12 protein-coding genes are annotated in these 16,083 nt (G+C 40.4%); 3 read left to right on the top strand and 9 right to left on the bottom strand.

Features of this window, described 5'->3' with window-relative positions; translation table 11 throughout:
- Nucleotides 1-89: 89 nt before the first annotated feature.
- Nucleotides 90-527: a hypothetical protein gene (locus GSQ74_RS02260; protein WP_158989611.1), complete on the bottom strand. Its 438-nt coding sequence runs from the start codon at nt 525-527 to the stop codon at nt 90-92.
- Between the two features lie 253 nt (nt 528-780).
- Here GSQ74_RS02260 and pgi point away from each other — a divergent pair, with 253 nt between their 5' ends.
- A complete protein-coding gene (pgi, locus tag GSQ74_RS02265; protein WP_158989613.1) occupies nt 781-2,427 on the top strand; it encodes a glucose-6-phosphate isomerase in 1,647 nt (548 codons plus the stop codon).
- 102 nt (nt 2,428-2,529) lie between these two features.
- On the opposite strand, the gene GSQ74_RS02270 is transcribed toward pgi, so the two are convergent.
- From GSQ74_RS02270 to GSQ74_RS02285, 4 genes are read right to left on the bottom strand one after another with little or no spacing between them, the layout of a single operon-like run.
- Nucleotides 2,530-3,597: a glutaminyl-peptide cyclotransferase gene (locus tag GSQ74_RS02270; protein ID WP_158989615.1), complete on the bottom strand. Its 1,068-nt coding sequence runs from the start codon at nt 3,595-3,597 to the stop codon at nt 2,530-2,532.
- A gap of 4 nt (nt 3,598-3,601) precedes the next feature.
- Entirely contained in the window at nt 3,602-3,970 is a 369-nt protein-coding gene (locus GSQ74_RS02275) for a YraN family protein (RefSeq protein ID WP_158989617.1), read from the bottom strand.
- On the bottom strand, nt 3,970-5,916 hold the full coding sequence (dnaG, locus tag GSQ74_RS02280) for a DNA primase (RefSeq protein WP_158989619.1): 1,947 nt from the start codon (nt 5,914-5,916) through the stop codon (nt 3,970-3,972). The genes GSQ74_RS02275 and dnaG overlap by 1 nt, the downstream gene beginning before the upstream one ends.
- Before the next feature lie 48 nt (nt 5,917-5,964).
- A complete protein-coding gene (locus tag GSQ74_RS02285) occupies nt 5,965-6,834 on the bottom strand; it encodes a DMT family transporter (protein WP_158989621.1) in 870 nt (289 codons plus the stop codon).
- Nucleotides 6,835-7,006: 172 nt separating this feature from the next.
- On the opposite strand from GSQ74_RS02285, the gene asnS reads away from it, so the two are divergent.
- Nucleotides 7,007-8,455, top strand: a complete 1,449-nt coding sequence (gene asnS / locus GSQ74_RS02290) for an asparagine--tRNA ligase (RefSeq protein ID WP_158989623.1) — start codon at nt 7,007-7,009, stop codon at nt 8,453-8,455.
- Nucleotides 8,456-8,557: 102 nt separating this feature from the next.
- On the opposite strand, the gene GSQ74_RS02295 is transcribed toward asnS, so the two are convergent.
- The 4 genes from GSQ74_RS02295 to secA form a co-directional block, all read right to left on the bottom strand.
- Nucleotides 8,558-9,484, bottom strand: coding sequence for a hypothetical protein (locus GSQ74_RS02295; RefSeq protein WP_158989625.1), 927 nt, complete (start codon nt 9,482-9,484; stop codon nt 8,558-8,560).
- Nucleotides 9,485-9,603: 119 nt separating this feature from the next.
- The gene (locus tag GSQ74_RS02300; protein WP_158989924.1) at nt 9,604-10,788 is read right to left on the bottom strand and encodes a M20 family metallopeptidase; all 1,185 of its coding nucleotides are present in this window, start codon (nt 10,786-10,788) and stop codon (nt 9,604-9,606) included.
- A complete protein-coding gene (locus GSQ74_RS02305) occupies nt 10,785-11,324 on the bottom strand; it encodes an SPOR domain-containing protein (protein WP_158989627.1) in 540 nt (179 codons plus the stop codon). Before GSQ74_RS02305 ends, GSQ74_RS02300 begins: the two co-directional genes overlap by 4 nt.
- Nucleotides 11,260-14,571 carry a preprotein translocase subunit SecA gene (gene secA / locus GSQ74_RS02310; RefSeq protein WP_158989629.1) on the bottom strand — a complete coding sequence of 1,104 codons (3,312 nt, stop codon included), beginning with the start codon at nt 14,569-14,571 and terminating at the stop codon, nt 11,260-11,262. Before secA ends, GSQ74_RS02305 begins: the two co-directional genes overlap by 65 nt.
- A gap of 217 nt (nt 14,572-14,788) precedes the next feature.
- Here secA and purD point away from each other — a divergent pair, with 217 nt between their 5' ends.
- Nucleotides 14,789-16,063, top strand: coding sequence for a phosphoribosylamine--glycine ligase (gene purD / locus GSQ74_RS02315; protein ID WP_158989631.1), 1,275 nt, complete (start codon nt 14,789-14,791; stop codon nt 16,061-16,063).
- Nucleotides 16,064-16,083: the final 20 nt, after the last annotated feature.

The following is a 16,083-nucleotide window of genomic DNA, read 5'->3' on the forward strand; positions in this document are numbered from 1 at the left end:
GTCCTAAAATTCGTTTAATCCGCTAAATCCTGGTTCAGACAAAAAAGGCCTGCCTTTCGGCAAGCCCATATAGAGGTCGTTAAAATTATTTAAGCTAAAGCTGCCTGGTTTAATATAGCAGTCATATCAATAAAGTTGCCACTTATTTTTGATAGCAATGTGCTCAATGCAAATTCTTTTTCCTGTCCGTCTTTCGACTCCTTTATTAACTCTTGCATAGCAGGGATTATTAAAGCCTTAGAAATCTTAAGGGATTCCGTCGAATCAATACCATAATAATTATTCAATTTATTAGCAAACTTTTTAACCGTGCTTGATATAAGGGGATTATTAAACATACCGGCGAATTGAAAATAATTCACCATGTCCTTTAATTTACCACCTTCCATCTGTCCCTTCAACACTTCAATGATAGAGCTGGTTGCATCATTGATCACCGCCTCACGGCTTTTTTCCGGTATTAGCGGATTGTCCATAACAGCCGTCCCGGCGTTATTTTTAACAAGCATAAAAAGTTTTTCAAACATTGATTTTAATTTTAAAAGCCAATTAACAATTTGATTACTAAAGCTGATTTTTTTTATTATTAACACAAAGATATGAAATAATAATTTTTATATTCTAAACAAAAACGAAATATATTTCTAAATATTGCAATTTTGAATGTGTAAAACAAACACTAAGGAGGGTGTGTTATTTATACACTGAATTATTAAAGATTCAGATAAAATTATCACCTGAATTTTTTAATCCTATTTTTGCTTTTAAAACTATACAACTATGCTGCCAAACATTGATTTTACCACAACCCAGGCTTATAAATATTTAGCCGATCATTACATTGATATTACAGCGCAAAACATCAAAGATTATTTCAAAGCTGATAATCAAAGATTTAGTAAATTTTCAACTCGATTTGAGGATATTTTGCTTGATTATTCTAAAAACCGCATCACCGATGAGACGCTTGCATTATTAATGCAACTGGCCAGGGAATGTAGGGTAAAAGATGCAATTGGTGCTATGTTTTCGGGAGAAGTGATCAACGCTACGGAGCAGCGCCCTGTATTGCATATCGCTTTGCGTAACCGCAGCAACTCGCCAATTTTAGTTGATGGAAAAGATGTAATGCCGGATGTTAATCGTGTGCTGGCACAAATGAAAACTTTTAGTGAAAAAATCATATCAGGTGAATGGAAAGGCTTTACCGGCAAAGCAATAACCGATGTAGTTAATATTGGCATTGGCGGTTCCGACTTAGGCCCCGTAATGGTTACCGAAGCATTACGCCCTTACAAGAATCATTTAAAAATGCATTTTGTAAGCAATGTTGATGGCACCCATATTGCCGAAGCTTTAAAAGAAGTAAATCCCGAAACTACTTTATTCCTGATCGCCTCAAAAACTTTCACCACCCAGGAAACCATGACTAACGCGCAAAGCGCTAAAGATTGGTTATTAGCTAATGGCAGTAAACAGGAAGATGTGGCTAAGCATTTTGTAGCCTTATCAACAAATACCCAAGGCGTTGAAAAATTCGGCATTGATACTGCGAACATGTTTGAGTTTTGGGATTGGGTAGGTGGTCGTTATTCACTTTGGAGCGCGATTGGCTTGTCTATAGTTTTAAGTTTAGGCTACGAAAACTTTGTTGAGCTGTTAACAGGCGCTCATGAATATGATCAATATTTTAAAAATACTGAATTTGAGGATAACCCATCAGTTATCATGGCATTGATAGGCGTTTGGTATAATAACTTCTTCGAATCAGAAACTGAAGCTATTTTGCCTTATGACCAATATTTGCATCGTTTTGCTGCTTATTTTCAGCAAGGTGATATGGAAAGCAATGGCAAACACGTTGACCGCAATGGCAATGCTGTTGATTACCAAACCGGCCCGATTATTTGGGGGGAGCCCGGCACTAACGGTCAGCATGCTTTTTACCAACTGATACATCAGGGAACTAAAATGATCCCATGTGATTTTATAGCTCCTGCACAATCTCATAATCCATTAGGTGATCATCACATGTTATTGGTGTCGAACTTTTTTGCCCAAACAGAGGCATTAATGAACGGCAAAACCATTGATGAAGTAATTGCCGAGTTAAAGGCATCAGGTAAATCACAGGAAGAGATTGATAAACTGGCTCCGTTTAAAGAGTTTGATGGCAACCGCCCTACAAACTCTTTCTTATTGAAGAAGATCACCCCACGCAGCTTAGGCTCTTTACTAGCCATGTATGAGCATAAAATATTTGTTCAGGGTATTATCTGGAACATTTACAGCTTTGATCAATGGGGTGTGGAACTGGGTAAACAATTGGCCCAAAAAATTCAACCGGAATTGAAAAACGATGCGGAGATAAGCAGTCATGATGCATCAACAAATGGGTTGATCAATCAATATAAGGCTTGGAGGTAAACCCCCAGCCCCTGAAGGGGGAGTTGCAAAACAAAAAGAGCGTGAAAATTTCACGCTCTTTTTGTTTTGCAACTATTGGGCTATTGTTCCCCCTTCAGGGGGTTAGGGGGTTTTCTTCACAAACTCCACCTGATAAATATAAGGCCACTTTTTACCGGTTACAAAAAGGCGTTTACCTTTTTCATCCCAGGCTATGCCGTTTAACACATTGTTTCCATCATCATCAAAATGTGCAGGGCGGTCCTTTGATGGCCATAGGTTTTTCATATCAACCCTTTGCAATACCGCACCGGTTTTGGGGTCGATCACTACAATGGTGTCTTTTTGGTAAATGTTAGCGTATATTTTATTGTCGATGTATTCCAGTTCGTTTACTGAATCAATGGCGTGTTTATCATCATACACATCAATATAACCAGATTCTCTGTAAGTATCTTTATTCAAAAACCAGATGCGGTTGGTGCTGTCATCAAAGTAGATCTTTTTACCGTCGAAAGTCATCCCCCAGCCTTCAACACCAACGTTGTTTATAAACGTTTTGATCAACTTAAACGTATTCTTATCAAATACAAAAGCCGTTTCGGGCTGATGATAGGTAAGCATTAATATTTTATCGCCTATTATGGAAATACCCTCACCAAATAATTTAGGGTCAATTTTTACTCTTTGAACTACTTTGCCTGTTTCCAAATCCACTTTTCTTAAATCCGACCCCGCGCCGCCTGTACTTTCATACAAAAAACCATCCTGGTACAATATCCCCTCGGTATACGCGCTGGTATCATGCGGAAATTTCTTGATCACTTTAAAAGTAAGCTCCTCCGGTGCTTTGGCTGCAAATAATACGATGTTTGTTGACGCATCCACACTCTTGCCGCCCTGGTAAAACTTAGCAGTAAATACCCGCGGACCTAACAGCATGGTATCTGTTTTAACTGATAATGCAGACGAATCCTTTAACGAAGCGATCCTGGTAGAATCAATAAAATATACTATCGAATCCGGTGTGGAGTCATTGGCGTAATGCAATTTTAAATTAACCTTATCACCTTGCTTATAGGATGTACCGGCTTCGGGGGAAAGGCTTAATGAGTTATTTTCTACTTTATGTTTACAACCAAAGGCCACCAATACAACAGCAGCTAAAAGTAATTTAAATTTATTATTCATAGTATTAAGTGGCATGAGGCCAAAACGCATCTTCTATATGCTTTAGTGTATAATTCGCTTGTTTATCAAATAAAATGGAGATAATATCAAACCGCACATCTCCCTGGTGATCCATCAGGTAAATATATTCATCTGCAGCGGATACCAGCAACTTTTGTTTGCGGGCATCAACAAAATCCTCCGGTTCGCCAAAAGCGTTGCCGGTGCGGGTTTTTACCTCGGCAAATATAATAACCTTGTCTTTGTATGCAATCAGGTCAACTTCGGCTTTGCCGTGAGTCCAGTTTTCATCCAGTATTTCATAACCGGCATTTCCCAAATGTGTTTTGGCCAAACTTTCGCCCCTGCGACCCAACTCCAGGTGTACCGCCATTATTTCAATATAACAGAACCTAAATAATCGGATATGGTTTTCTCCACCTTTTTCATATGTATATACTGGCTCAGCAAAATTTCCTGGTCGGCTTCCACATCCGTTTTTTGGAGTTCTTTGCGCAGATTTTGGAGTATTTTACCCACCTTTTGTTTTTTAAGATGAAATATAGCACCTAAAATAGTGGCTTTCATATTCACCTGCTCATCAGGCACTAAAATGCGGTGCATCTCGTACCAGTTTTCGCTCAGGGTATATTTTGTGGAGATAAGGTTTACGGTCAAATCCACAATGTCCTTATCAGGGTAATGGATAAAGTGCTGTTCATCCGGCAAAACGCCATTTTCCACTTCTCTACTATAAATTTCTACAAATGCTTTACTGGCTGGGTGTTCAAATTCCACGTCGCTTAGCTCGGCTATCATAAACGGGCCGATATAGGTATTGGCAATCCCATCCCAATCGATCATTTTATTACCGTAAGATAAAAGTAAACGTACAATTTCTTTTTCCTGGCTTTGTTCGGCATATAGTAAACTGGATTCTTCTTCGCTTAATTTCGAAGAATCTATTTCAACCCTATCTTGAATATCTTCTTCAAATTCAGGAGTGGGTCTAATTTGGCTGCTTTCCTTTTTGACCTTAGCAAGAATGAGTTTATTTACAAGATTGATAAAATTTCTTTCATCAATCTTTAATCTTTCAGCTACTTGTCTCGTATAAGAGCTTCTAAATTCAGGCTCTAAATTATTTGACAATATTTCAGCTAAATCATCTGCAACTTTAATTTTTTTGATGGGATCCTTTAACTCATCTTCTTGAATAGTTGTTAAATAAAATTCTACTATTCCTTTTGATGATTTTTCAATGTAGTTTTCGAATGCCGTTGATCCTACGCTTCTGACATAAGAATCCGGGTCATGACCGTCAGGAAATGTTACAATCCTGACTGTAAGCTTGTCTTTATATAATAATGAAAACCCACGAATCGCAGCTTTAATACCAGCAGAATCACCATCGTATAATATTGTTAGATTGCTGGTTTGCTTTTTTATTAGTCTAACTTGTTGTTCAGTTAAAGATGTTCCTGAAGATGCTACAACATTTTCAATTCCTGATTGAAAGACAGAAATTACGTCCGCATATCCTTCAACTAAATAGCATTTATCCTTGCTGCGTATAGCTTTTTGAGCGAAATAAAATCCATATAATATATTGGACTTATTGTATATCGGCGATTCTGGCGAGTTAACGTATTTCGGAACGTTTTTATCTCTTAGTAAAGTCCTGCCACCAAAACCAACAATTTTGCCAGTGGCGGAATGAATTGGAAATATTATCCTCCCACGATAGCGATCATAAAGTGTTTCATTATCACGTTTAACCGATAACCCACTTTCAATTAAATATTCTGCACGATAACCATCTTTTAACGCCTGACTGGTAAATGCCTCCCATTGATCAGGTGAATAACCAAGTTCAAACTTTTTAATTACCTCATTATTAAACCCACGTTCTTTGAAATAACTAAGACCGATATTTTTACCTTCATCAGTCTCTAATAAAGTTTCATGAAAAAACTTGCCGGCATAAGCAGAAACTATTCTAAGGCTTTCAAGATGCTGGTTTTCTTCATTATTTTCAACTGTTTCAACCGTCTCCTCAACTTCAATACCGTACTTTTTGGCTAACCACTTTAATGCTTCTGGATAGGTAAATTTCTCCAGTTCCATCAAAAAAGTAACCGCCGAACCGCCTTTACCAGTTGAAAAATCTTTAAAAATACCCTTAACCGGCGATACCGTGAACGATGGTGTACGCTCGTTAGCAAACGGCGATAGGCCTACGTAGTTAGCGCCCCGCTTTTTTAATTGCACAAAATCCCCTATCACCTCCACTATATCGGTGGCTTCCATTATTCTGTCGATGGTGGGTTTTGTTATCATGTGCAACTGCAAAGGTAGCGCAAATCGTCAATTGAAAATTAACAAACGTTAAGATACAATTTTATTTGATTGATTACGTGGCTTTAAAAATGTTGTAGCTATGCCAGCCAACACAATTACACTACCGATGATCTCGTTAAATTCCAGGCGCTCACTTAAAAAAGCCGCAGCCATCAAACCTGCAAATACGGTTTGGCTCAATAATGTAATAGCGACTTTTGTTGATTCCAAATAGCGCAGCGAATAATTGATAGTTAACCACCCAGCTAACTGGCAAATTAACCCCATCCCGATAAAGCATAACCACACTTTAGTGGATAGATGGATAATGTCGTTCCCCATAAAGTAATTAATTATCAGTAAAAACAAGCTGGCGCTCAACATGCTGTAAAACATGAAGGAAAACACATCAATATCCGCCATTATATTTTTGGTAATGAGGATATAGATGGCGTAAAACAAACTGGCTAACGTAGCTAATAATATCCCCTCATTTAATTCCAAATGTAAAATATGCTGATAACCCACCAATATCACCATGCCGCAAATGGCAATGAACGTGCCTATCCAAAATAATTTGCCTGATTTCTTTTTAAACAAAAAGTAACTAATCAATCCCACCCAAACCGGGGCAAGGTTGGCGATTAGGGTTGATACCGTAGCGCTGATTTTTAATAAAGAGATATTCCAAACCGCTACATCCGAAGCAAACACTATACCTGCAATTAAAGCGATGATGAGTTGCTTGCGGCTAACACGTAATTTGTTTTTGATGATGCAAAAAGGCACCAGGCAAACCCAGGCAACCGCAACCCGGTAAAATGCCCCGCCAAGCGGCGAAACCCCAGCCAACTTCACAAATATAGGCGAGAACGAAATACATAAAACGCCTATAGCCAGGCTCAGTTTCGGATTCATTGATAGTGGATAAGTTTCAAACTTAAACAATGTATGAACCGGAATTGAGAGAATTTATGAATTAATCGAATAAATATGGCGTCAATCATTCTCTAAATTCTCAAATTCAACAAATTCGAGTTCAGACAATAAATCAAATAATTGTATTTTTGCCACTCAAAATATAATATTCATGGGCCAGCGCACAAAAATTAAAGCATTACTACAAAGTGAACAAACCAATATTGAGGTAACCGTTAAAGGGTGGGTACGTACCTTCCGTAATAATCAGTTCATAGCTTTAAATGATGGCTCAACTAATAGCAACCTGCAAGTTGTTGTTGATTTTGAAAATACTGATCCTACCCTATTAAAACGCATCACTACCGGCGCGGCTATAAGCGTTGTTGGCCAGTTAGTGGCATCATTAGGTAAAGGGCAAACGGTAGAAGTTAAAGCTACCGAAATTGAGGTTTTGGGTGATAGCGATCCTGAGAAATATCCGCTTCAGCCTAAAAAACACAGTTTGGAGTTTTTAAGGGAGATTGCGCATTTACGTTTCCGTACCAATACTTTTGGTGCGATATTCCGTGTGCGTAACAGTCTGTCATTTGCCGTACATCAGTTTTTTCAGGAGAAAGGGTTTGTTTACCTGCATACACCGATCATCACCGCATCCGATGCGGAAGGCGCGGGCGAAACTTTCCACGTAACTAACTTTGACCTATTAAATCCGCCAAAAACAGAAGATGGTGAAATAGATTTCAAACAGGATTTCTTCGGCAGGCCGACTAACCTTACGGTTTCTGGTCAGTTAGAGGGCGAGCTTGGCGCGATGGCTTTGAGCGATATTTATACATTCGGACCAACATTCCGTGCGGAAAACTCAAACACTACCCGCCACTTAGCCGAGTTTTGGATGATAGAGCCGGAAATGGCTTTTTATGACCTAACCGATAACATGAACCTGGCTGAAGAATTACTGAAATATGTGATCCGTTATGCTTTGGATAAAAACAAAGAAGATATTGAGTTTTTAAGTCAGCGTTTAGAGGAGGAAGAAAAACAGAAGCCTCAGAACGAACGCTCGGATATGTCGTTATTAGACAAACTTCAATTTTGCTTGGATAACGATTTTGAGCGATTGACTTATACCGAAGCTATCGATATTTTAAAAGAATCAACCCCAAATAAAAAGAAAAAGTTCCAATACCCGGTTGAAGGCTGGGGAACTGATCTGCAATCGGAACATGAGCGTTATTTGGTAGAGAAGCACTTTAAAAAACCGGTAATCCTAACAGATTACCCTAAAGATATAAAAGCCTTCTACATGCGCCAAAATGAGCCTGACGCGCAAGGCCGAGAAACGGTACGTGCTATGGATATTCTATTCCCAGGCATTGGCGAAATTGTAGGCGGATCGCAACGTGAGGAACGTTTAGACAAACTGGAACAACGCATGGACGAGATGGGTATCCCAAAAGATGAACTTTGGTGGTATTTAGATACCCGCAGGTTCGGCGCTTGTCCGCATGCTGGTTTTGGTTTGGGCTTTGAGCGTTTGGTACTGTTTGTTACCGGCATGGGTAACATCAGAGATGTGATCCCTTTCCCAAGGTCCCCTAAAAACGCGGAATTTTAATAACAACCATGTCATTGCGAGGAACGAAGCAATCGCACGGAGAAAAGCGACCTTGCATAGTTCGCGATTGCTTCGTTCCTCGCAATGACAAAAGTTAAAGAACTACTTCGTATACTCCTTCTGCACAATCAAAAAGCTTGCTTTCTCATCCTTATGAAAGGGGATATTCCAATCGCCCTGGTAAGTTATTTTAGTAGGCACTAAATCACCGTTAAAGCGGTTGAGTTCCATGTTCATCTTTACATCCAAATCAATAAACAAGTTGTGGTATTGAATGTTTACATAGCGGCCCAATATCTGGAATGTACGGGTGTCGAATATCGTGGTGAGTTCCTTGATCACTACATCGCTGTTTGATGTACTTGCTTTCTGCACCACCCGGAAACGGTAAACAGGGATAGAATCTAAATAAGTTCCCCGCGCGAATTGGTAGTCATACAGTGGCCGCATATCCGGCGAAAATATTTCTGTTTTGTTGCTGATGAACGGGATGCCATCCACCCTATGCCCGGGCGCGAAAATTAATATCTTGAGTTTGTCTTTATAAGATTGATCTTTGCTATCGGGTTTGCCCTGGATCATCGACCCTGAACCGTAGCCAGACTTGTAAGCATTCATAAATATGTAGTCGAACATATTTACGGTGTATAGTTGGTACTTACCGTCTTTCTTGTACACATTACCACTATCACGTTTAGCTATATAATCAATGGTTTGTTTACCACCTGATTCGATGCGTTTGAATTTGCGGTATACCTTTCCGTTTATCTTATTATTCTTATCGTAAGTGTAGATGTAGTTCTCGCCGATAAAAGAATACTTCTTCATGTTGCGAAACGCCTGAAAGAAGCTGGTATCCGCAAGCACGGCATCAATAAAATCCTGCACATTTAATTTGTGGGAGTGGATATTGACAACGGAATCAATAACAATGGTGCGGATAGTATCGGGGTTGTAGCGTGGTTGTTGCGCGAAAGAGCAATAACTGATGGTGATGAAGAATAAGGAGAATATTATCTTTTTAACCATATTTATTCTTCTATGTTATTGCGAGGAGGAACGACGAAGCAAATTCGTAGCTTGCATTGTTCGCCATGCTAACTACAAGTTTGCCGCGCTTCGCTCGCAATGACATGGTTTAAAATCTTTTAATTACCTAATTGCTTAATAGCCAAATACGCCATTAAACCGGTGCTCAATTGCAGTGCAGATTCTTCCACATCAAAAGTTGGTGTATGCACTGATGAAGTTATGCCACGGCTTTCGTTACGGGTACCTAAACGGTAAAAGCATGAATCCGCTACCTGTGAGTAATAGGCGAAATCTTCTGCAGCCATCCATATATCCAGGTCGAGTACATTTTCTTCGCCTAAATATTCCACAGCAAAGCCACGGGCCGATGCCGTTAGCTTTTCTTCGTTCACTAAAAAAGGATAGCCTTTCATAATGTTAAAATCGCAGCTGCCGCCCATGCTTTCAGCAATACCTTCAGCAAGTTTTTTCATTTTGATGTGGGCCTCCGCGCGCCATGCTTCATCCATGGTACGGAAGGTGCCCTCCAAATAAACTTCGTTAGGAATAACATTGGTAGCTCCATTTGCTATCACTTTGCCAAACGATAAAACCGATGGTGTTTTAGGATCAGCAAACCTGCTTACTACCTGTTGTAAGGCAGTTAAGATATGCGCGGTAATTAATACCGGATCAATATTTTGTTGTGGTTGCGCGGCATGGCCGCCTTTACCTTTTACGGTAACATAAATCTCATCAGCCGAAGCCATGTATTTACCCGCACGGAAACCTACTTTACCGGCATCTATAAAAGGCATCACATGCTGGCCGATAACAGCCTGCGGTGTTGGGTTTTGTAATACGCCTTCTTTGATCATTAAACTGGCACCACCCGGCAGTTTTTCTTCCGCAGGTTGAAATATCAGCTTAACAGTGCCGCCAAATTCGCTTCTTAAGCTGGTTAATATTTTAGCTGTACCTAATAATGATGAGGTGTGCGCATCGTGCCCGCAAGCGTGCATCACACCTGTATTTTGTGATTTATAAGGAACATCGTTAGCTTCCAATATTGGCAATGCGTCCATATCGGCGCGCAGCGCTACAACCTGGTCTGATGGTTTTTCGCCTTTTATCAGGGCAACCAAACCATTGTCGGCCATGCGCTCGTACGCTAAGCCTAACTCATTTAATTTTTTAGCTATAAAAGCCGAAGTTTCTACTTCGTGAAATGAAAGTTCAGGATGAGAATGGAGGTGGCGGCGATTGGCTACCACATCATCAAAAATAGTTTTGGCTAAGTCCTGTATCTTCTCTTTCATTATTCTGTATCGAGTTTTGGTAGGTTTATTTTTTCGGATATGATGAAAAGTCCGCCAAAAGCAGGCTTCATTTCTTCAACCATTTTTTCAGCTTCTATGCGCGATCTGAAATCACCAACTTTTACTTTAAAGTTTGGATCGCGGTAGGATAAATAAGTATGCGTATCGGGAAACCTGTTTTGGAATTTCGACTGTACATTGTAAGCTTGTTTCCGGTCAGATCCGCTGAATATTTGTATCCGGTAACCATTTGAAGACGAAAAAGCGGGTTCACCAGTATTGGTTTTACCCCCTCCTACCAAATAATTACCGATCAGCGAATCAACTTTTGGGTCTCTATCCACTTCTACCTTACCACGCGTTTGCGCTAATACTAAGGCAGGCAGACTAAGCAAGCCAATAAATACCGTACATTTTATCGACACGGCGAATACAGTTCTCCAAACAGATACCCCACTCTTCATCAACAACTTTTTATGCCTGGCCCTGGCCGTGGCAGTTTTTAAACTTTTTGCCGCTACCGCAAGGACAAGGATCATTCCTATTAGTTTTTTGCTCTACTCTAACAGGAGTTGGTTTCTGCACTTCGCGGGTATCGGTCATGGTTGGTACACCGTTAGTTTCGGTAGCCAATTCTGGTTTTGATGTACGCATTTGTTTCAAATCAGTACGTGGCAATGGTTTTGCTTCGCGAATTTCATCAGGCTGTTGTTGCACCGCAATCCCCCCTCTGAAAAGGAAACTCACCATCTCTTTATTCACGGCTGCAAGCATGTTCCTGAATAATTCGAAAGCCTCAAATTTATAAACCAACAAAGGGTCTTTTTGTTCGTACACCGCGTTTTGTACTGATTGTTTTAACTCATCCATCTCGCGTAAGTGCTCTTTCCATGAGTCATCAATCTCGCTCAATGTTACGTTCTTTTCAAACGATTTAAACACTTCTAAACCGTGATTATCAATAGCTTTTTTAAGTGGAACGGCAATTTGCAAACCATGTACACCGTCGGTAAATGGCACTATAATATTTTCTACATATTGGCCACGGGTATCATATACATCTTTTAAAACCGGGTAAGCTTGTTGAGCTATTGCCTCAGCTTTACGTTTGTAAAAGCCCATCGCCTCAGCATATATCAAATCGGTCAAGCTATCAACCGATGAGGCAGTAAAATCGTCATGACTGATCTCAATATCTAAAGAGAACAATCTAATTATCTCCAGCTGTAAACCTTCAAAATTATTTTGCTCTTTGTATTCCGTAACCACATCCTCAACCACATCAAAAATGGTGTTACTCAAATCCACATCAAGGCGATCACCAAATAAAGCGTTTTTACGTTTTGAGTAGATAACAGTACGCTGTGAGTTCATCACATCATCATACTCTAACAAACGTTTACGTACACCAAAGTTATTTTCTTCTACTTTCTTCTGCGCACGTTCGATAGATTTTGAGATCATCGAATGCTGGATCACTTCACCTTCTTCAACGCCCATACGCACCATCAGGTTTGAAATACGCTCAGAACCAAATAAACGCATCAGGTTATCCTCTAACGACACAAAGAATTGTGACGATCCAGGATCACCCTGCCTACCCGCACGACCACGCAACTGCCTGTCTACACGGCGGGATTCATGCCTTTCGGTACCTACAATGGCTAAACCACCGGCTTCCTTAACACCTGCACCTAATTTTATATCCGTACCACGACCAGCCATGTTGGTAGCAATAGTTACGGTGCCTGTTTTACCTGCTTCAGCCACAATATCGGCCTCTTTCTGGTGCATTTTGGCATTCAGTACGTTATGTTTAATACCGCGCAGTTTAAGCATGCGGCTCAATAATTCTGATATTTCTACCGATGTAGTACCCACCAATACCGGTCTGCCTGCCTGGGTTAAGTTTACAATCTCGTCGGCTACTGCATTATACTTTTCGCGAACGGTACGGTAAACCAAATCTTGCATATCTGCACGGCTGGCCGGGGTGTTGGTTGGTATTTCAACCACATCCAGTTTGTATATTTCCCAGAACTCACCTGCTTCAGTAACAGCAGTACCCGTCATACCGCAAAGTTTGTGGTACATACGGAAGTAGTTTTGCAGGGTGATGGTTGCCATTGTTTGGGTAGCATCCTCAACCTTAACATTTTCTTTAGCCTCAATTGCCTGGTGTAAACCATCAGAGTAACGGCGGCCATCCAATACACGGCCGGTTTGCTCATCAACAATTTTCACTTTTCCATCATCAAGGATGTATTCGGTATCCTTTTCAAATAAAGTATATGCTTTTAATAACTGGCTTACGGAGTGTATACGCTCTGACTTGATCGAGAAATCGCGCATCAATTCATCCTTGCGGGCAATTTTCTCGTCTGCCGGAATATCTGATTTTTCAATGTGGGCAATTTCTGAACCTACATCAGGCATCACGAAGAAATGAGGATCTTCACCTGATGAAGTGATCAACTCAATACCTTTTTCAGCCAGTTCAACCTGGTTATTTTTTTCGTCGATAACAAAAAACAATTCGGCATCTACCTTATGCATTTCCTTACTGGAATCCTGCATGTAGTAGTTTTCAGTTTTTTGCAATAGCTGTCTGTTGCCACCTTCGCTCAGGAATTTGATTAATGCTTTACTTTTGGGTAGACCTCTGTAGGCGCGTAATAAAGATAAGCCACCTTCATCCGTTCCGGTTTTACCTTCGTTGATTAAAGCTTTAGCTTCATTCAATATACCATTTACATATGCTTTTTGCGCATTAATCAAACGCTCTATGCGTGGTTTTAATTCATAAAACTCATGCTCATCACCGCGAGGAATCGGACCAGATATAATTAACGGAGTACGTGCATCATCAATTAACACGGAGTCAACCTCATCCACCATGGCAAAATGTTGCTTGCGCTGGACCAGTTCTTCAGGACTACGTGTCATGTTGTCACGCAGGTAATCAAAACCGAACTCGTTATTGGTACCAAAAGTAATATCAGCTAAATAAGCCTTGCGACGTTCTTCTGAATTTGGCTCATGTTTATCAATACAATCCACAGCCAAACCATGGAATTCGTACAATGGGCCCATCCACTCCGAGTCACGGCGTGCCAGGTAATCATTCACGGTTACAATGTGTACACCTTGGCCGGCTAGTGCATTTAAGTAAGCAGGTAAGGTAGCAACCAAGGTTTTACCTTCACCTGTAGCCATTTCGGCAATTTTACCCTGGTGCAATACAGTACCGCCAATCAGCTGTACATCATAGTGAACCATATCCCAGGTAACTTCGTTACCGGCAGCTAACCAGGTATTATGGTGAATAGCCTTATCGCCTTTTATTACAACGTTTGGTTTGTGGGCAGCAAGCTCACGGTCAAAAGCAGTTGCAGTAACTTCAATAGTTTTATTACCGGCAAAACGGCGGGCAGTTTCTTTAACTACCGCAAAAGCTTCAGGCAATATATTCATCAATATATCTTCCAACTCTTTGTTACGGTCTTTTTCAAGCTTATCAAGTTGGGTATAAAGCTCAACTTTGATATGTACATCTAAATCAGGCTCATTTTCTATCCGGTCTTTAATTGCTTGTATTTCAGCATCAATCCCAGAAAGCCCTGTGCTTATAGTTTCTTTAAAGGTTATGGTTTTAGCCCGGAGCTCGTCATTGCTTATATCGCCGAGTTTGGCAAATTCTGCCTTAATTTTCTCAACTATAGGCTGAATGCTTTTTACATCCCGTTCTGATTTGCTTCCAAAAAGCTTACTGATAAAATCTAACATGTTATAATCTGATATATAAATCGTATGAACTCAACAATTGCGCCACAGCAATCCGAAAAGTCATAATGGCAGGCAAAGGTAAGGAATTGGTATCAAGTATTTAGTATCAAGTATCAAGTAATTAGCCGTAATAACATGCAAAACTGCCAGTTTGCGATTCAAATCTTGATACTAAATACTTGCTACTTGGTACTCACAAAAAGCTATCTTTGCCGCCATGAACATCCTTGTCCTTGGTTCGGGTGGAAGGGAAAGCGCCTTCGCCTGGAAATTATCGCAAAGCGAAAAATGTAAAAACCTTTTTATTGCGCCTGGCAATGCCGGTACCGGTCAATACGGCACCAACGTTAATATTAAGGTTACCGATTTTGAAGGTATTAAGCAATTTGCTTTAGCTAACGCGATAAACCTGGTATTAGTTGGCCCCGAAGAGCCGCTGGTAAAAGGCATCCATGATTTCTTTTTGAATGATGAGCAAATAAAACACATCCCGGTTATTGGCCCGCAAGCCGAAGGCGCGCAACTGGAAGGCAGCAAGGATTTCTCCAAACAATTTATGGAGCGCCATAACATCCCGGCCGCTGCATCAAAAACTTTTACCCGCGAAACTTTGCAGGAAGGTTTTGATTACCTGCCTACCATTGGCTTACCCATTGTTTTAAAAGCGGATGGTTTAGCAGCAGGCAAAGGTGTGCTAATATGCTTAAGCTTAGAAGAAGCCCAACAAGAATTAATAGAAATGCTTACCAACGCTAAATTTGGTGATGCAAGTTCGAAAGTAGTAGTTGAACAATTTTTACAAGGTATTGAATTATCTGTTTTTGTGTTGACCGATGGCACTAATTATAAAATGCTACCATCAGCCAAAGATTACAAACGTATTGGCGAAGGTGACACCGGGTTAAATACCGGCGGCATGGGATCAGTATCACCTGTTCCGTTTGCGGATGCTGAGTTTTTGAAGAAGATTGAAGACAGAATGGTGATCCCTACTATTGAGGGTTTAAAAAGTGATGGCATATCATACAAAGGCTTTATTTTTATTGGCCTGATGAATTGCGGTGGCGATCCATATATGATTGAATACAACTGCCGCATGGGCGACCCGGAAACGGAAAGCGTTATGCCGAGGATAGAATCGGATTTTGTGGATTTACTATTGGGCGTAGCCGAGGGCAATTTGAACGAAAAAGAATTGATCATATCCAACAAAGTAGCAGCTACCGTAATGATGGTTGCTGGCGGCTATCCCGGCGAATACCTGAAAGATAAAGCAATGACCGGTATGGAAAACATCCGCGATTCTTATATTTTTCACGCAGGGAGTTATGTTGATGGCGATGTTATCAAAACATCAGGCGGTAGGGTAATAGCTATTACATCATTACAAAATGATATGTTTACCGCCCTACAACAAGCAACTGCTGATGCCGCCCGTATTTATTATGACGGTATGTACTTTAGGAAAGATATTGGGTTTGATTTGTTGTAGATAGTGATTAGTTTATTAAT

This window comes from Mucilaginibacter sp. L196 (assembly GCF_009765905.1).
Lineage (GTDB): Bacteria > Bacteroidota > Bacteroidia > Sphingobacteriales > Sphingobacteriaceae > Mucilaginibacter.